16 protein-coding genes are annotated in these 16,183 nt (G+C 71.0%); 9 read left to right on the forward strand and 7 right to left on the reverse strand.

Annotated features, from left to right (window positions below):
* Positions 1-66: 66 nt before the first annotated feature.
* Together R0232_RS14060 and R0232_RS14065 are read left to right on the forward strand one after the other, a co-directional pair.
* Entirely contained in the window at positions 67-846 is a 780-nt protein-coding gene (locus tag R0232_RS14060) for an acetoacetate decarboxylase (protein WP_093342574.1), read from the forward strand.
* Between the two features lie 14 nt (positions 847-860).
* On the forward strand, positions 861-1,643 hold the full coding sequence (locus R0232_RS14065) for a 3-hydroxybutyrate dehydrogenase (RefSeq protein ID WP_431512482.1): 783 nt from the start codon (positions 861-863) through the stop codon (positions 1,641-1,643).
* A gap of 128 nt (positions 1,644-1,771) precedes the next feature.
* Here R0232_RS14065 and R0232_RS14070 read toward each other — a convergent pair whose 3' ends face one another.
* Positions 1,772-2,725 (reverse strand): bifunctional helix-turn-helix transcriptional regulator/GNAT family N-acetyltransferase, encoded by a 954-nt coding sequence (locus tag R0232_RS14070; protein WP_431512483.1) that lies wholly within the window; start codon positions 2,723-2,725, stop codon positions 1,772-1,774.
* Between the two features lie 230 nt (positions 2,726-2,955).
* Between R0232_RS14070 and R0232_RS14075 the strand changes: the two genes are divergently transcribed.
* The 3 genes from R0232_RS14075 to R0232_RS14085 all read left to right on the forward strand — a co-directional run bounded on the left by R0232_RS14075 (position 2,956) and on the right by R0232_RS14085 (position 7,180).
* A complete protein-coding gene (locus R0232_RS14075) occupies positions 2,956-5,379 on the forward strand; it encodes a YgiQ family radical SAM protein (RefSeq protein WP_431512484.1) in 2,424 nt (807 codons plus the stop codon).
* A 22-nt stretch (positions 5,380-5,401) separates the two neighbouring features.
* The gene (locus R0232_RS14080) at positions 5,402-6,199 is read left to right on the forward strand and encodes a helix-turn-helix domain-containing protein (protein ID WP_431512485.1); all 798 of its coding nucleotides are present in this window, start codon (positions 5,402-5,404) and stop codon (positions 6,197-6,199) included.
* A gap of 63 nt (positions 6,200-6,262) precedes the next feature.
* Positions 6,263-7,180, forward strand: coding sequence for a DMT family transporter (locus R0232_RS14085; RefSeq protein ID WP_431512486.1), 918 nt, complete (start codon positions 6,263-6,265; stop codon positions 7,178-7,180).
* Here the strand turns inward: R0232_RS14085 and R0232_RS14090 are convergent.
* Entirely contained in the window at positions 7,134-7,514 is a 381-nt protein-coding gene (locus R0232_RS14090) for a tautomerase family protein (protein ID WP_431512487.1), read from the reverse strand. The two genes, R0232_RS14085 and R0232_RS14090, sit on opposite strands and share 47 nt — an antisense overlap.
* 128 nt (positions 7,515-7,642) lie before the next feature.
* Here R0232_RS14090 and R0232_RS14095 point away from each other — a divergent pair, with 128 nt between their 5' ends.
* Entirely contained in the window at positions 7,643-8,593 is a 951-nt protein-coding gene (locus R0232_RS14095) for a hypothetical protein (RefSeq protein WP_431512488.1), read from the forward strand.
* A 9-nt stretch (positions 8,594-8,602) separates the two neighbouring features.
* Here the strand turns inward: R0232_RS14095 and R0232_RS14100 are convergent, their stop codons facing one another.
* On the reverse strand, positions 8,603-9,586 hold the full coding sequence (locus R0232_RS14100; protein ID WP_431512489.1) for a LysR family transcriptional regulator: 984 nt from the start codon (positions 9,584-9,586) through the stop codon (positions 8,603-8,605).
* Between the two features lie 141 nt (positions 9,587-9,727).
* Between R0232_RS14100 and R0232_RS14105 the strand changes: the two genes are divergently transcribed.
* A complete protein-coding gene (locus R0232_RS14105) occupies positions 9,728-10,720 on the forward strand; it encodes a Bug family tripartite tricarboxylate transporter substrate binding protein (RefSeq protein WP_431512490.1) in 993 nt (330 codons plus the stop codon).
* A gap of 21 nt (positions 10,721-10,741) precedes the next feature.
* Here the strand turns inward: R0232_RS14105 and R0232_RS14110 are convergent, their stop codons facing one another.
* Positions 10,742-11,620, reverse strand: a complete 879-nt coding sequence (locus R0232_RS14110) for a CoA transferase (RefSeq protein ID WP_431512491.1) — start codon at positions 11,618-11,620, stop codon at positions 10,742-10,744.
* 112 nt (positions 11,621-11,732) lie between these two features.
* Here R0232_RS14110 and R0232_RS14115 point away from each other — a divergent pair, with 112 nt between their 5' ends.
* Positions 11,733-12,635, forward strand: coding sequence for an SDR family oxidoreductase (locus R0232_RS14115; protein WP_057594274.1), 903 nt, complete (start codon positions 11,733-11,735; stop codon positions 12,633-12,635).
* Positions 12,636-12,644: 9 nt separating this feature from the next.
* Here R0232_RS14115 and R0232_RS14120 read toward each other — a convergent pair whose 3' ends face one another.
* Positions 12,645-13,103 carry an Lrp/AsnC family transcriptional regulator gene (locus R0232_RS14120; RefSeq protein ID WP_057594273.1) on the reverse strand — a complete coding sequence of 153 codons (459 nt, stop codon included), beginning with the start codon at positions 13,101-13,103 and terminating at the stop codon, positions 12,645-12,647.
* Between the two features lie 132 nt (positions 13,104-13,235).
* Between R0232_RS14120 and R0232_RS14125 the strand changes: the two genes are divergently transcribed.
* A complete protein-coding gene (locus R0232_RS14125; RefSeq protein WP_431512492.1) occupies positions 13,236-13,844 on the forward strand; it encodes a glutathione S-transferase in 609 nt (202 codons plus the stop codon).
* On the opposite strand, the gene R0232_RS14130 is transcribed toward R0232_RS14125, so the two are convergent.
* Complete coding sequence (locus tag R0232_RS14130) at positions 13,845-14,234, reverse strand: DUF488 domain-containing protein (RefSeq protein WP_093342554.1); 390 nt, start codon at positions 14,232-14,234, stop codon at positions 13,845-13,847. It lies immediately after the preceding gene.
* 12 nt (positions 14,235-14,246) lie between these two features.
* Positions 14,247-16,118, reverse strand: a complete 1,872-nt coding sequence (locus tag R0232_RS14135; protein ID WP_431512493.1) for a PhoX family protein — start codon at positions 16,116-16,118, stop codon at positions 14,247-14,249.
* Positions 16,119-16,183: the final 65 nt, after the last annotated feature.

The following is a 16,183-nucleotide window of genomic DNA, read 5'->3' on the forward strand; positions in this document are numbered from 1 at the left end:
AGCCCCGGCTAAGAAACCGGCACGAGACTGGTTGCCGGATTCAAGATGCTTCAAAGGAGGAATGTCGTGAACATTGAAGACGTGCGGCGCCAGGCTTTCGCCATGCCGCTGACCAGCCCCGCCTTTCCGCCCGGACCGTACCGCTTCATGCGGCGCGAGTTCATGGTGATCACCTACCGCACCGACCTCGACGCCTTGCGCGCCGTGGTGCCCGAGCCGCTCGAGGTGGTCGAGCCGCTCGTCAAGTACGAGTTCATCCGCATGCCCGACTCCACCGGCTTCGGCGACTACACCGAGTCGGGCCAGGTCATCCCGGTGCAACTGCGCACCGCGCGCGGCCTGGAGCAGGGCGCCTACGTGCATGCGATGTACCTCAACGACCATCCGCCGATCGCGGGCGGGCGCGAGCTCTGGGGCTTTCCGAAGAAGCTGGCCTCGCCGCAGTTCGACTACGAGACCGACACCATCGTCGGCACCCTCGACTACGGCAAGCTGCGCGTGGCCAAGGCCACCATGGGCTTCAAGCACCGCGCGCTCGAGCCCGGCCCGATCCTTGCAGGCATCGCGCAGCCCAACTTCCTGCTCAAGATCATTCCGCACGTGGATGGCACGCCGCGCATCTGCGAGCTGGTGCGCTACCACATGGTCGACGTCACGCTGCACGGCGCCTGGACCGGCCCGGCCTCGCTCGAGCTGCATCCGCATGCGCTCGCGCCGGTGGCCGAGCTGCCGGTGCGCAAGGTCGAATCGGCCGTGCACTACATCGCCGACATGACGCTCGCGCTCGGCACGGTCGAGCTCGACTACCTCGCTGCTTCCTCTTCTTCGTCTTCTTCGCAACCCTAACCCAAGGAACCACCATGCAACTCAAGGACAAGGTCGCCTACATCACCGGCTCGGCCAGCGGCATCGGCAAGGAGATCGCGATCCTCTTCGCGCAGGAAGGCGCGAAGATCGTCATCGCCGACCTCAACAAGGACGCCGCCGACGCCACCGCGGCCGAGCTCAAGGCCACGGGCGCGCAGGCCATCGGCGTGGCGGTCGACGTGACCGACGAGGCACAGGTCGACGCCTCGGTCGAGGAGGCCGCCAAGGCCTTCGGCGGCATCGACATCCTGGTGAGCAACGCCGGCATCCAGATCGTGCATCCGGTCGAGGAGTTCAGCTTCGCCGACTGGAAGAAGATGCTCGCGATCCACCTCGACGGCGCCTTCCTCACGACCAAGGCCTGCCTCAAGCACATGTATGCGCAGGGCCGTGGCGGCAGCGTGATCTACATGGGCTCGGTGCACTCGAAGGAAGCCTCGCTGCTCAAGGCCCCCTACGTGACGGCCAAGCACGGCCTGATCGGCCTCGCGAAGACGGTGGCCAAGGAAGGCGCCAAGCACGGCGTGCGCGCCAACGTGATCTGCCCGGGCTTCGTGCGCACGCCGCTGGTCGAGAAGCAGATCCCCGAGCAGGCCAAGACCCTGGGCATCAGCGAGCAGGAAGTGATCAAGAACGTGATGCTCAAGGAAACGGTGGATGGCGAATTCACCACCACCGACGACGTGGCGCGCGTGGCGCTGCTGTTCGCGGCCTTCCCGACCAATGCGCTCACCGGCCAGTCGCTGGTGGTGAGCCATGGCTGGTACATGCAGTGAGTCTTCTCCCTCCCCCGCTGGGGGAGGGCAGGGGTGGGGGCACGGGCGCTCGCAAGGCGCCGCGGCGGTGGAAACGCCCGGTGCCCCCATCCCGACCTTCCCCCAGAGGGGGAAGGAGCAAGGCAGGATCAGAGCTTCAGCGACCAGGTCTCGCCGACCAGTTGCTGGCCGAAGCCCTCGTAGGCTTCGGTCTTCTCGAGTTCGAAGCCGCGCTTGGCGTAGATCGCACGCGCGGCCGTGAGGCAGCTGTTGGTCCACAGCACCATCTTGCGGTAGCCCTTGGCGCGCGCGAAGGCGATGCACTCGTCGGTGAGCCGGCTGCCCAGGCCCAGGCCGCGCGCGGCGGGCGTGAGCAGCAGCAGCCGAAGCTGTGCGATGGTGGCCGACTTGCGCACCACGAAGATCGCGCCCACGCGCTCGCCGTCGAGCTCGGCGATCCAGCCCTTTTCCCATTCGGGCTGGAGCTTGCGGAGGTACTGCGCCACGATCTCCGCGACCAGCGCCTCGAACTCGCTGTTCCAGCCGTATTCGCGCGCATAGAGCTCGCCGTGCTGCTGCACCACCCAGCCCATGTCGCCGGGCTTGGGATCGCGCAGCACCACCGTGCGCGTGGGCGCGCGCGGTGCCGCGGGGTCGAGCAGGCGTTCGATCCGCCCCATGGCCTCGACCACCTGCTCGCGTTCGCGTGGCGGCAGCGGTGCGAGCAGGGCGGCGGCTTCCTCGCGCGACTTCTGCTGCAGCGGCGCGAAGGCGGCATGGCCGGCCTCGGTCAGGGTCAGCAGGCTCTGGCGCGCATCGCGCGGGCTCGGCGAACGCACGATCCAGCCCTCGGTCTCGAAGCGCTTGAGGATGCGGCTCAGGTAGCCGCCGTCCAGGCCCAGTTCGCGCGCGAGATCGGTCGCGACCAGCGCGTCGCGGTGCGCGAGTTCGTAGAGCACGCGCACTTCGGTCAGCGGCAGCGCGCCGCCGAGGTAGGGCTCGAGCACGCCGGCCTGGCGCGTGAAGAAGCGGTTGAAACGGCGCACGGCCTTGACGGCTTCGACAGGAACAGCGGGAACGGCGGGGGATTCGGTGGTCGGCATGGGGGCGACTATCCGTCAATTGATTGACAAAAGCAAGCAATTGAATGACTGAGGCTTTCAATGCCGGCATGGCAAGGCGGTGCCTTCCCTGGGCCGATGCCCCTAATCCCGAAGCCGCGCCACCGCTTTCACGGGACAGGAAGGGTGGAAAACCCTAAAATCGCGGGTTACCCATCGCAGCCGCATCTCTCGTTTCCGTTCGAGGCCGCCTGCCGCACCACCCCCATTTGATGAACGCCCCCGTCGACGTCTCCTTTTTCGCGCGCGCCGCCAAGCCGCTGACCAGCTACCGCAAGTACTGGGCAGCCCGCTTCGGCACGGCGAAGTTCCTGCCGACCTCGCGCCAGGAGATGGAGGCGCTCGGCTGGGACAGCTGCGACATCGTGATCGTCACGGGCGACGCCTACGTCGACCATCCGAGCTTCGGCATGGCGGTGATCGGCCGCATGCTCGAGGCGCAGGGCTTCCGCGTGGGCATCATCGCCCAGCCCGACTGGCAGAGTGCCGAGCCCTTCAAGGCGCTCGGCAAGCCGAACCTGTTCTTCGGCGTCACCGCCGGCAACATGGATTCGATGATCAACCGCTACACCGCGGACCGCAAGATCCGCAGCGACGACGCCTACACGCCCGGCGACGTCGGCGGTTCGCGGCCCGACCGCGCGGCCATCGTCTATTCGCAGCGCTGCAAGGAAGCCTGGAACGACGTGCCGATCGTGCTCGGCGGCATCGAAGGCAGCCTGCGCCGCATCGCCCACTACGACTACTGGCAGGACAAGGTCCGCCGCTCGATCGTGGTCGACTCCAAGTGCGACCTGCTGCTGTACGGCAACGCCGAGCGCGCCATCGTCGAGATCGCCCATCGTCTCGCCGCGCGCGAGCCGGTGCACCAGATCGACGACGTGCGCGGCACCGCCTACGTGCGCCGCGAAACGCCCGAAGGCTGGTTCGAGATCGACTCCACGAGCGTGGACGAGCCGGGCCGCGTCGAGGCGCACGTCAATCCCTACCTGATGGTCTCGGACCAGGCCAAGGCCAACGGCGCGAGCTGCGCGCGCGAGGACGAGGCCGAGGCCGTCGCGAAGGCGGCCGAGGTCGCCGGTTCGCCGGCCGCAGCGGCAGCCGCCGCCGCGGTGGTGAACCCCGCCATCAAGCCGCTGCAGTTCGTGCCCAACCCCGCGCTGCAGGGCCGCGGCAAGACCAAGGTGCCGCCGCGCGACCGCTCGGTGATCCGCCTGCCCTCGTACGAGCAGGTGCGCGCCGACCCGGTGCTCTATGCGCACGCCAACCGCGTGCTGCACCTCGAGACCAACCCCGGCAATGCGCGCGCACTGGTGCAGGCGCATGGCGAGGGCACGACCGCGCGCGACGTCTGGATCAACCCGCCGCCGATCCCGCTGACCACGGCCGAGATGGACCACGTGTTCGACCTGCCGTATGCGCGCAGCCCGCATCCGCGCTATGCCGACGAGAACGGCAGCCACGACGGCGCGACCAAGATCCCGGCCTGGGAGATGATCCGCTTCAGCGTGAACATCATGCGCGGCTGCTTCGGCGGCTGCACCTTCTGCTCGATCACCGAGCACGAGGGCCGGATCATCCAGAGCCGCTCCGAAGACTCGATCATCAAGGAGGTCGAGGCCATCCGCGACAGCGTGAAGGGCTTCACCGGCACCATCTCCGACCTCGGCGGCCCCACGGCCAACATGTACCGCATCGGCTGCAAGTCGCCCGAGATCGAGGCCGCCTGCCGCAAGCCCAGCTGCGTGTACCCGGGCATCTGCCAGAACCTGAACACCAACCACGATCCGCTGATCAAGATCTACCGCCGCGCGCGTGCGCTGCGCGGCATCAAGAAGATCCTGATCGGCTCGGGCCTGCGCTACGACCTCGCCGTGCAGTCGCCCGAGTACGTCAAGGAACTGGTGCAGCACCACGTGGGCGGCTACCTGAAGATCGCGCCCGAGCACACCGAGCAGGGCCCGCTCAGCAAGATGATGAAGCCCGGCATCGGCAGCTACGACAAGTTCAAGCAGATGTTCGAGAAGTACTCGGCCGAGGCGGGCAAGAAGCAGTACCTGATCCCGTACTTCATCGCCGCGCATCCGGGCACCAGCGACGAGGACATGATGAACCTCGCGATCTGGCTCAAGAAGAACGGTTTCCGCGCCGACCAGGTGCAGACCTTCTACCCGAGCCCGATGGCCACGGCCACGACCATGTACCACAGCAACCGCAACCCGCTGCGCAAGATCACGCGCGAGAGCGAGACGGTGGACATCGTGCGCGGCGAGAAGCGGCGCCGGCTGCACAAGGCCTTCCTGCGCTACCACGACGCCAACAACTGGCCGCTGCTGCGCGAGGCGCTCAAGGCCATGGGCCGCGCCGACCTGATCGGCAACGGCAAGCACCACCTGATCCCGACCTGGCAGCCGCTGACCGACGGCGGCTACACCAGCGCGCGCCGCAAGAACTCGACCAGCGCGCCCCCGGTGAAGACCGCCAAGGCGGCGCCGTCGGTGAAGCTGCCGATGGTCAAGCCCTCGAAGGGCCGCATCCTTACGCAGCACACCGGGCTGCCGCCGCGCGACACCGGTTCGGGCCGCCCCTCGGCCAAGCCCGCCGGCGCCAAGCCCTCGGCGCGCAAGGTGCGCTGAAGCGGCGGGCGATCCGGCTCCGGTGATCGCCCCGGCCGCCATGGCGCAGCAACGCATCCTCCTGGTCGCCGACCCGCGCTGGCGCGTCGAGCGCGTGCGTTCGCACGCGACCGCGCCGCAATGGAGTCCCGTCTACACCGCGCCCTCGGGCCGGCTGGTGCTGCCCTTCGATGCCGCCGCGATGGAGTTCCGCGGCGACGACGGCCACGGTGCCTGGATCGATGCGCTGACGGCCCTGCGCGTGGCGCCTGCGCAGCGCTACCAGTTGCGCCCCCAGGCGCGCGAGCCGCGCTGCAGCGTGGTCGTGAGCGCCACCGACGGCGTGGCCGATGCGCCCTGGACTGGCGACGGCGCCCAGCGCCTGCTGTCGCCACGCGCCCTGTACCGGCTGCGCCTGCACTGGCGCCGCCTCGAGGCGGGGCTCGATGCCGTCGATGCCACGCCGCGACTGATCGCCGAGGCCCTCGCGGCCGGCGGCGCCGCGCACAGCGAGGGCGCGGTGGGCCGTGCACGGCGCTGCCTGGCGGCGGAGGCCGTCGACGGCCGTGCGCTGTCGCTGCACGAACTGGCCGAGGCGGCCAGCAGTTCGCCGTTCCATCTGGCGCGCAGCTTTCGCCGCCGCACCGGCCTGAGTCCGCACCAGTACCGGCTGCACCTGCGGCTGGCCGCCGCGCTCGCGCAGCTCGATGCCGGCGAACGCGACCTCGCGGGCCTGGCGCACGCGCTCGGCTTCTGCAGCCAGAGCCACCTGGGCGCGCTGTTCCTGCGCGAGGTCGGCGTGACGCCCGGCGAGGCGCGCCGCGCGCTGCACGCCGCGTAAGTCCGCACGCAGCTGCGCAGGATCTTGATAGCGCCGCCGGGCGCGCACGGCCAGACTGGCCGCATGAACCGATCCCTTCCCTGGACAGGCGTGCTCGCCGCGCTCGCCACCGCGCTGATCGGCAGCGGCTGGCAGATCGCCTCGCGCCATGGCGTCACCACCTCGCTCGGCCCGCTGGAGCTCGCGGTGCTGCGCTATGCGATTCCCGCGCTGGTGCTGCTGCCGGTGGCATGGGCCTCGCGCGCGGCGCTGCGCGCGCTGCCGGCGCGGCAGGGCGCGCTGCTGGTGCTCGGCGGCGGCCTGCCGTTCGGGCTGGTGGTGATGGCCGGCGCGCAGTGGGCGCCGGCCGCCCACATGGGCGTGTTCGTGGCCGGCAGCGTGCCGCTGTTCACCGCGCTCGGCAGCTGGTGGCTCGATGGCGAGCGGCCCGCGCGCTCGCGCTGCCTCGGGCTGGCGCTGATGGCCGCGGGGCTCGCGGTGTCCGGCCTCGGCGGCTTGGCCGCGGCCGCCTCGGCATGGCGCGGCGACCTGCTGTTCCTGCTTGCCGCGCTGCTGTGGTCGGGCTACACCCTGGCGCTGCGCCGCAGCGGCCTCACGGCCTGGCAGGGCGCGGCCGCGATCAACCTCGGCTCGACGGTGCTGCTGCTGCCGCTGCTGTGGTTCGCGGGCGCGCCGAAGCTGCTGAGCGCGCCGCTGCGCGAGGTGGCGCTGCAGGCCGTGGGGCAGGGGCTGTTCGCGGGCCTGCTGGGGCTGGCGCTCTACGGCCTGGCCGTGGCGCGGCTGGGCGCGGCGCGTGCCTCGCTTTCGGGCGCGCTGGTGCCGCTGATGACCGCCGTGGGCGCGGCCTGGCTGCTGCGCGAGCCGCTCACGGCCTCGACCTGGATCGCGCTCGCGCTGGTGCTGCCGGGCGTGGCATTGGCCGGCGGCGCCTGGGCTACGCGTACTGCATCTCTCCGTTTCCGAACGACCAGTTCTCCTTGACCACCTCGACCAGGCTGATGAACACGTCCTCGCGCCGGATGCCGAGCTTCTCGTGCAGCCCGTCGGCCACGCCCCGGTAGAAGGCTTTCTTCATCTCGATGCTGCGGCCCTGGTTCAGCGTGATCTGGATCAGCACGAAGCGCGCCGAATACTCGATGCCCAGGTAGCTGCGCGGATGCACGAGCTGCCCCGGCGGATGGCGCGCGATGACCTGGAACTTGTCGTCCTTGGGGACGTTGATGGTCTCGGTCATGACCTGGTAGATGAGATCGCCGATGGCCGGACCGAGCGTCTCGGGAGCGGTGTCGGGGAGGTCGATGCGGACGAGGGGCATGGTGTCTTCCTTGGCGAGCGGGAGGCGCTCGGCGCGATTGTGGGTGCGTCCGCGCCGGCGCGCACGGGGCAAGGGCGCGGGAAGCGCCCGAGCACGCGAAAGGCCGCGCCGTTGTATGGTGTGGTCCGATGAGCATTTCGTTCTACCGGCCGGGCCCCGGCATGTTCTCGCCAGCGCGGCACCTGTGGCGTGCCTGCGGCGCCGCCCTGTGCGGCTGGCTCCTGGCGGGCAGTCTCCAGGCCGGCGCCGCGCCCACGGCCAGCGAGCCGGCAGCCGGCGAAGCGCCCGCGCAGGCGCTGCGTGCCCGGCACAAGCAGATCAAGGACAAGCTCGAGCGCAGCAGCTTCGGCCGCCCGGTGCAGCTCGATTCGATCGAGACGCCCGACGGGCTGCAGGGCGACGTCTACGCGGTGGTGGAGCATCCGCTGTCGGAGGTCGGCAGCGCGCTCAAGGGCTCGGCCAACTGGTGCGAGCTGATGCTGCTGCACGTCAACAACCGGCGCTGCCGCGTGAGCGGCGCGCCGGGCCGCGAGACGCTCACGCTCTACGTGGTGCGGCGCTACGACAAGCCGGTCGACCAGGCCTTCGAGCTGCCCTTCGCCTACCGCGTGGCGAGCGCGACGCCCGAGCACCTGATGATCGACCTGTCGGCCGCCAGCGGCCCGTTCGGCACCAGCAACTACCACGTCACCTTGGAGGCGGTGGCGCTCGACGAGCACAAGAGCTTCCTGCACTTCAGCTACAGCTACGACCACAGCCTGATGGTGAAGCTCGCCACCCAGGCCTACCTCGCGACCTTCGGGCGCGACAAGGTCGGCTTCACGGTGGTGGGGCAGACGCCCGACGGCAAGCCCGAGTACATCCGCGGCATGCGCGGGCTGGTGGAGCGCAATGCGATGCGCTACTTCCTCACGCTCGATGCCTACCTCGCGGCCGAGGCCAAGGGCCAGTCCGAGCAGCGGCAGCGCCACTGGTTCGCGGCCGCCGAGCAGTTCCCGCGCCAGCTGCACGAGATCGACCTCGACACCTACCTCGCGCTCAAGCGCGAGGACCGGCAGCGCGAAGGGCTGGGCCGCTGACGCGGCCGCTCAGGTCCGGTCCAGGGTCAGCGGTGCCGCGGCGGCCTTCGCCGGCGGCATCCGCAGATGCCGCGTGGCGCCGGCCGTGCGCATCACGGCCGACAGCAGCGAGCGGAACCACACGTGGCCCGGCGCGCGCTGGTGGCGCGCATGCCAGAGCTGGTAGAAGCGCATCGGCGGAAAGTCGAGCGGCGCCGGCACGATCGCCAGCGGCAGCAGCGCGGCGTAGTGCTGCGCGAAGTGCCGGCTGGTGGTGAAGATCAGGTCGGTGCCGGGCAGGAGCTGCGGCGCCATCGAGAAGTAGGGCACCGTCACGGTCGGCGTGCGCGCCAGGCGCAGCGTGGCGAGGTGGCTCTCGACCACGCCGCGCTGCAGGGTGCTGTAGAGCTGCGGCACCACGTGGGCGCCGTGCAGGTAGTCGCTCAACGCGAGGCCCTGCGCGCCCGGGTGGTCGCGGTCGACCAGGCAGACGATCTCGTCCTCCATCAGCAAGGTGGTGTGCAGGTGCTCGGGCGGCTGCGGCCAGTTGCCGACCACCACGTCGAGCGAACCGTCGGCCAGCGCGGCCTCGACATCGAACTCGGGCCCGAGCGGATGCATGAACAGGCGCGCGCCCGGCGCGGTGCCGCGCAGGTACTGCACCACCGCGGCCATCAGCGGCGGCGCCAGGTAGTCGGGCGTGCCGAGATGGAAGGTCAGCCGCGTGGTCGCGGGATCGAAGCTGTCGGCCGGCGCGAGCAGGGCGTCGATCTCGCCGAGCACCACGCGCACCGAGGCTTCGAGCCGCAGCGCGCGCTCGGTCGGCACCATGCGCTGCTTGTCCTTCACCAGCAACGGGTCGCCGAAGATCTCGCGCAGCCGCTTGAGCGCGGTGCTCACGGCCGGCTGCGACTGGTTGAGGCGGGTGGCGGCGCGCGAGACGCTGCGCTCGGCCAGCAGCACGGCGAAGACGCGCAGCAGGTAGGTGTCGAAAGGATCGTTGGCGCGGGACATGGAGGGAAGGGCGCTGCACAGCTTTGGTGCCAGGCCATCGTGCAGGCCCGGCGCTTTGCTATGCCGCGCATAAGGCGCTAGCGATTGGCGTGCCATGGGCGCGTTCCTAGAGTGCGGGCATTGCTCTTGCTGGACCGCGCCATGACTTCCACCGCCCCCTCCCTCGTCCGTCCCACGCGCCGCGGCGCACTGCAGCTGCTGGCGGCCGGCGCCGCCGCGCTCGCGCTGCCGGCCTTCGCGCAGTGGCCCGACCGGCCGATCAGGATCGTCGTGACCTTCCCGCCGGGCGGCTCGAGCGACATCCTGGCGCGCGTGATGGGCGAGCAGCTCGCGCGCCGGCTCGGACAGGCGGTGGTGATCGACAACAAGCCCGGCGCGGGCGGCACCATCGGCGGCGCCCAGGTGGCGGCCGCGGCGCCCGACGGCTACACGCTGATGCTCGCGAACACCACGCCGATCGCGCTCGGCCCGTTCACGCTCGACAAGCAGCCCTACGACCCGGTCGCGGCCTTCAGCCACATCGCCGCGCTGGGCTCGGCGCCGCTGGTGGTGATGGCCAGCAAGGGCTCGGGCATCGCGAGCTTCGCCGACCTCGAAGCCCGCGCGCGCAAGGACGGGCGGCTGGACTTCGGCTCGGGTGGCCCAGGCTCGATCGGCCATATCCACGGCGAGTTGATCCGCCGCGTGACCGGGCTGCACCTGGAGCATGTGCCCTATCGCGGCGGCGCGCCGATGACCACCGACCTGATCGCCAACACCATTCCCGTGGGGATCGACGTGATCACCGCCTACGTGCCGTACTTCAAGAGCGGCCAGCTGGTGCCGCTGGCGGTCACGGGCAGCGCGCGCTCGCCGCTGATGCCCGAGGTGCCGGCCATTGCCGAAGTCGGGCAGCCCAAGCTGGTGCTCGAGAACTTCTTCGGCCTCAGCGGTCCCGCGAAGCTGCCGCCCGAGGTGGTGGCGCGCCTCCACGCCGCCTGCAACGAGGTGCTGGCCATGGCCGAGGTGCAGAAGAAGCTGATCGAGCTGGGCATCGTCGCCAAGCCCGAGACGACGGCCCGCTTCGAGGGCATCGTGAAGGAGCAGGTGGCGGTGCTCGGGCCGACGGTGAAGGCGGCGGGCATCAAGCTCTGAGGTCCGCCGGCCCTGCGGGCTTCAGTCCGCCAGCGTGAGCAGCGGCACGTCGCGCTCGCGCGCCATCGCCTCGAGTTCGGCGCGGCTGCGCTGTGCGATCCAGGCCGCCACGCCCTCATGCGTGGCCGGCGCCATCATGTCGCGCGAGGCCAGGCCCGCGGCCTCGCACAGCCGGGCGGCGAAATGCGGCTCGAGCGCGGCCACCGCCACGCGGCCGTTGGCGCAGGGATAGACGCGGTAGCCCGCATGCGCGCCGCCGACCGCGCCCTGCGGCTGCGTCAGGCCCCAGGTGCGCGGCAGCGCGAGCCAGTCGGCCGAGACATTGAGCGCGACCTCGAGGTACACGCCCTCGGCCGTGGCGCCGCGCGCGCGCAGCAGCAGGGCCTTGAGCACCGCCTCGCTCGCGAGCAACGCGCCGCCCATGTCGGCGAACAGCGTGGCCGGCAGCGCAGTGCCGGTGACCAGGCCGCTCTCGGCGAGGTAGGTCAGGTCGTGGCCTGGCTCCTCGGCGCGCTCGCCGTGGGCGCCGACGATCGCCACCTGCGACAGCGCCGGATGGCGCGCATGCAGCGCGTTCCAGTCCAGCCCGAGCTTGGCCAGCGCCGAGGGACGGAACGAGGTCAGCAGCACGTCGGTGCGCGCGAGCGCCTCGTGCAGCGCGCGCTGGCCGGCCTCGCTCTTGAGGTCGGCCGTCTCGATGGCGATGCCCTCGTGCAGCGCGGCATAGGCCGCCTGGTTGTAGAGCGCCATCGGGTCGCCCGCGGGCGGCTCGAGCTTCAGGCAATCGGCGCCCATGCGGCGGCAGCGCAGCAGCGCGGCCGGGCCGGGCAGGTTGAGCGCGAGGCTCAGGATGCGCACGCCGGCGAGCGGCTGCGAGGAGGCGTCGATGGAGTCGGGCATGGCGCCATTCTCGCCCCAGCCCCGCGTCGCGCCCGCGACCCGGCCCCCGATGCGCGCGGCGCCCGCCGCGCGTAGCATGGCCGCCGTCAGGCAAACCTCCAGGAGACGACGCATGTTCCAACCTTCCCTCATGAGCGGCCAGCGCATCCTCGTGACCGGCGGCGGCACCGGGCTCGGCCGCGCGATGGCCGAGCGCTTCCTCGGCCTGGGCGCCGACATCGCGATCTGCGGCCGGCGCCAGTCGGTCTGCGAGGAGACCGCGGCCGAATGGCGCCAGCAGTTTCCCGAACGGCGCATCGACACCTTCGGCGTCGACATCCGCGTTGCCCAGAGCGTGGACGAGATGGTCGAGAGCCTCTGGCAGAGCGGCGGCCTCACCGGCCTGGTGAACAACGCGGCCGGCAACTTCGTCTCGCCGACCGAGAGCCTCTCGCCGCGCGCCTTCGACGCGATCGCGAACATCGTCTTCCACGGCAGCTTCTACGTCACGCAGGCCGTGGGCAAGCGCTGGGTGGCCGAGGCCAAGTCGGGCCAGTGGAAGGCCGGCGATGCCTTCCGCAGCGTGATGAGCATCATCGTGACCTGGGTCGACAACGGCAGCCCCTACGTGGTGCCCTCGGCGATGAGCAAGGCCGGCATCGAGGTGATGACCAAGTCGCTCGCGGTGGAGTGGGCGCGCTACGGCGTGCGGCTCAATGCCGTGGGCCCGGGCGAGATCCCGACCGAGGGCATGAGCAAGCGCCTGAACCCCGGCGAGGAGCCCGGCGCGCGCACCATCGCGATGAGCCCGATGGCGCGCACCGGCCGCATGAGCGAGCTGCAGAACCTCGCGGCCTTCCTGATGTCGCCGGGCCAGTGCGACTGGCTCACGGGCCAGAGCATCATGATGGACGGCGCCAACGCGCTGGCCAACGGCGGCAACTTCTACGAGCTGCGCCAGTGGAGCGACGGCGACTGGCTGGCCGCGCGCGAGCGCATCGAGGCGCAGAACCAGAAGGACAAGACGCAGCGCTGAGCCTGCGCGCTACTTCCTCGGCGGCTTCGCCGCGTGCACGGTGACGTGCTTGTTCACGGGGCTCGACAGCACCAGCGAGGTGGTGACCGCGCCGTCGACCGCGAGCGCGTCCACCACGCGCTCGAGGTCGGCCGGCTCGGCGATCGCGCAGCGCACGATGAAGCAGTCCTCGCCGGTCACGCGGTCGGCGCTCAGCACCTCGGGCATCTGCTCGAACAGCTTCAGGTAGCGCGCGATGCCCGCATGCGTGGTGTCGATGCGGATGATGGCCTGCAGCCCCACGCCGAGCGCGCGCAGGTTGACGCGCGCGCCGTAGCCCTCGATCACGCCCGCGTCCTCGAGCTTGCGCACGCGCTCGCTCATGGCCGGCTGCGACAGGCCGATGCGCTTGCCCAGCGCCGCGAGGCTTTGGCGCGCGTCGGCCTGCAGGGCTTCGAGGATCAGGCGGTCTTTCTTGTCGATGTCCATGCGCGATGAGCGGAAGGGTTCGCCGATGGTCCATCGGCCGGGAGCGCCGATTTTCGATGAATGCCCGTGGCCCGCGCGCGCAGGCGCCGCTAAGGTCGTGGCTTCGTTCAAGACAAGAAGGAGGACCCCTCGATGCAACTCGTCGGCATGCTCGACTCGCCCTATGTGCGCCGCACCGCCGTCTCGCTGCGGCTGCTGGGCATTCCCTTCGAACACCGCTCGCTCTCGGTGTTCAGCACCTTCGAGCAGTTCCGCGCGATCAACCCGGTGGTCAAGGCGCCGACGCTGGTGCTCGACGACGGCGCGGTGCTGATGGATTCGACCCTGATCGTCGAGTACGCCGAGTTCCTCGCCGGCCGCAGCCTGTGGCCGGCCGAAGCGGCGGCGCGGCTGCGCGCGCTGCGCCTCACCGGGCTCGCGCTCGCGGCCTGCGAGAAGACGGTGCAGATCGTCTACGAGCGCAACCTGCGCCCGGCCGAGAAGCTGCACCAGCCCTGGGTGGACCGGGTGCTGGGGCAATTGCTGGCGGCCTATGACGAACTCGAGCGCGAGGTGGCGGTGGCGCCGTGGACCGCCGAAGAAACGGCGCTGACGCAGGACGCCGTGTCGGCGGCCGTCGCCTGGTCGTTCACGCAGCTGATGCTGCCCGAGCTGGTGGTGCCGGCCCGTTGTCCGGCGCTCGCGGCCCATGCCGCGCGCGCCGAGGCCCTGCCGGTGTTCGCGGCGCTGCCGCAGCTCTGATCAGGCCGCGATGTCGGCGCCGCGCTCGGCCAGCAGGCCGCGCAGCAGCGAGCGGTGGCAGCGCGACTCGTCCTCGCAGTAGCAGCCTACGGCCAGCGCGGTCTGGTGCGAAAGCGCCGCGAGCAGGTCGAGGCTGCGGCTCGCGTCGGCCTCGGCCATCTCGGCCTTGTACTTGCGCATGAACACATTCCACTCGGCCGGCGTCTGCGCGGCCTGGCCCAGCTTCATGGTCTCGGTCGAGGGCGCGAGGTTCGGGTACCAGACGTCGTACCAGTCCTGCGACGCGAATTCGCTCTTGGGCACACCGCGCGGCGGACGCCGCACGGTGCCCACGCGCAGGCCTTCGCCGGGGCTGCGCGGCGTGCCGAGTCGAACGATGCGGATGCTCATGGGTGGTCTCCTCTAGGTACCGACGATGCCGCCGTCGCGCCGCCGGATCACCAGCGTGGCCGAGCGCGGCCGCGCGCTGCCCGGTGCGGTGCCGTCGGGCCAGGCGCTGTTGTGGGTGGCGCTGCCGTCGTCGCGCGACTCGCCCGGATGCTGGACGTTGACGAACAGCGCGCGGCGGTCGGGCGCGACCACGCAGCCCGTGATCTCGCAGCCGCTGGGTCCGGTCAGGAAGCGCTTGATGCGGCCCGTGGCCGGGTCGGCCACCAGCATCTGGTTGTTGCCCAGGGCGGTATAGGGCGGCTTGCCGATCAGCTGGCCGCTCATGTCGGTCTGGATCCACAGCAGGCCGCCGCTGTCGAAGTGCAGGCCGTCGGGGCTGCCGAACAGGTCGGCATCGGCGCTCGGGTAGCGCGCGCCGCTGCCGGGCTGCGCGGTGTCGCCCGCGAGCACGAAATGCTCCCAGGCGAAGCCCGCGCTCGCCGCGTCGCCGTCGTCCTCGCGCCAGCGCAGGATGCCGCCGAACAGGTTGTCTGCGCGCGGGTTCGCGGCATCGGGGCCGGGCTTGCCGAGGTCGCCGCGCTGGCTGTTGTTGGTGAGCGTGACGTAGACCTCACCGCCGGGGCTGATCGCGATCCACTCGGGGCGGTCCATCTTCGTGCCGCCCACCACGTCGGCCGCGAGCCGCGCATGGACCAGCACCTCCGCCTGGTCGGCGAAGCCGGCCGTGGCATCGAGCCCGTGGCGGCCGTGCACGAGCTCGATCCAGCGGCCGCGGCCGTCGGCGTCGAAGCGCGCGACGTACAGCGTGCCCTCGTCGAGCAGCCGCGCATTGGCCGCCGCGCGCGAGCCCTCGCCGGCGGGCGCGATGCGGTCGGTGCTCAGGTACTTGTAGATGTATTCGAAGCGCGCGTCATCGCCCATGTAGACCGCCACGCGGCCGTCCCTGGTCACGGTGCAGGTCGCGCTCTCCTGGCGCTTGCGGCCCAGCGCGGTGCGCTTGACGGGCTTCGCGGCGGGGTCGAAGGGATCGATCTCGACCACCCAGCCGAAGCGGTGCGGCTCGTTGGGATGGCGGCTCAGGTCGAAGCGCTCGTCGAAGCGCCAGTACTCGACCCACTGCGAGCCCGCCACCGTGCCGTAGCGGCGCTGCGCGGGCGTGGCCTCCTTGGCCGCCTCCTTCGGGCCGCCGAAGTAGCCGTGGAAGTTCTCCTCGCAGGTCAGGTAGGTGCCCCAGGGCGTGACGCCCATCGCGCAGTTGGCGAAGGTGCCTAGCACCTCGGTGCCGGCCGGATCGAGCGCGGTGCGCAGGCGCGGCGAACCCGCGGCCGGGCCGGCGATGCGCATCGGCGTGTTGCCGTGCACGCGGCGGGCATAGGGCGAGGGCAGCACCTGGCGCCAGCCGCCCTCGGGCGTGCGCGCGATCTCGATCACCGACACGCCCATTGCATGCAGCGACTTGCGCACCTTCTGCGCGTTCCATTCCTTCGCGCCGTCGGCATGCAGCAACTGCTCGTCGGTGTACTCGTGGTTCATCACGAGCAGCGCGCGCCCGGGCGTGGCGAGCGGAAAGAAATGCATGCCGTCGTGATGCATGCCGGCCTGCAGCGCCTGGTCGGCGGCGCTGTTGCCGCCGTCGGGCGCGAAGGCGGGCATCGGCTGGCCCGCGATGCCGGTGGGCGTGCCCCAGGGGTAGAGCAGCTGCCATTCGTACTCGGGCGGCACCACGACCGCGTCGCGCAGCGAGGCCGACACGGCCGTGAAGCCCAGTGCTTCTCCGCCTTCGATGGACACCGTGGGCTTGGTGGCCCCCGCAGGGTGCTGGGCCAGCAGCGCCACCACGGCGGCGGTGCCCGATTGCAGGAAGCGGCGGCGGTCGAGGGACATGGACGGCGGTTCGGGTGTTGGGTCGGCGACAGCCGCCATCATCGCCGAGCACCGCGGCGCGCGAT

The organism is Variovorax sp. DAIF25 (genome assembly GCF_050711835.1).
Classification (GTDB): domain Bacteria; phylum Pseudomonadota; class Gammaproteobacteria; order Burkholderiales; family Burkholderiaceae_C; genus Variovorax.

What these genes read in the sequence shown, in the direction of transcription:
- R0232_RS14135 (WP_431512493.1), bottom strand. Translation starts at nt 16,118, where the DNA reads ATGTCCCTCGACCGCCGCCGCTTCCTGCAATCGGGCACCGCCGCCGTG.
- R0232_RS14105 (WP_431512490.1), top strand. Translation starts at nt 9,728, where the DNA reads ATGACTTCCACCGCCCCCTCCCTCGTCCGTCCCACGCGCCGCGGCGCA.
- R0232_RS14075 (WP_431512484.1), top strand. Translation starts at nt 2,956, where the DNA reads ATGAACGCCCCCGTCGACGTCTCCTTTTTCGCGCGCGCCGCCAAGCCG.
- R0232_RS14130 (WP_093342554.1), bottom strand. Translation starts at nt 14,234, where the DNA reads ATGAGCATCCGCATCGTTCGACTCGGCACGCCGCGCAGCCCCGGCGAA.
- R0232_RS14115 (WP_057594274.1), top strand. Translation starts at nt 11,733, where the DNA reads ATGTTCCAACCTTCCCTCATGAGCGGCCAGCGCATCCTCGTGACCGGC.
- R0232_RS14120 (WP_057594273.1), bottom strand. Translation starts at nt 13,103, where the DNA reads ATGGACATCGACAAGAAAGACCGCCTGATCCTCGAAGCCCTGCAGGCC.
- R0232_RS14070 (WP_431512483.1), bottom strand. Translation starts at nt 2,725, where the DNA reads ATGCCGACCACCGAATCCCCCGCCGTTCCCGCTGTTCCTGTCGAAGCC.
- R0232_RS14110 (WP_431512491.1), bottom strand. Translation starts at nt 11,620, where the DNA reads ATGCCCGACTCCATCGACGCCTCCTCGCAGCCGCTCGCCGGCGTGCGC.
- R0232_RS14065 (WP_431512482.1), top strand. Translation starts at nt 861, where the DNA reads ATGCAACTCAAGGACAAGGTCGCCTACATCACCGGCTCGGCCAGCGGC.
- R0232_RS14085 (WP_431512486.1), top strand. Translation starts at nt 6,263, where the DNA reads ATGAACCGATCCCTTCCCTGGACAGGCGTGCTCGCCGCGCTCGCCACC.
- R0232_RS14100 (WP_431512489.1), bottom strand. Translation starts at nt 9,586, where the DNA reads ATGTCCCGCGCCAACGATCCTTTCGACACCTACCTGCTGCGCGTCTTC.
- R0232_RS14125 (WP_431512492.1), top strand. Translation starts at nt 13,236, where the DNA reads ATGCAACTCGTCGGCATGCTCGACTCGCCCTATGTGCGCCGCACCGCC.
- R0232_RS14095 (WP_431512488.1), top strand. Translation starts at nt 7,643, where the DNA reads ATGAGCATTTCGTTCTACCGGCCGGGCCCCGGCATGTTCTCGCCAGCG.
- R0232_RS14090 (WP_431512487.1), bottom strand. Translation starts at nt 7,514, where the DNA reads ATGCCCCTCGTCCGCATCGACCTCCCCGACACCGCTCCCGAGACGCTC.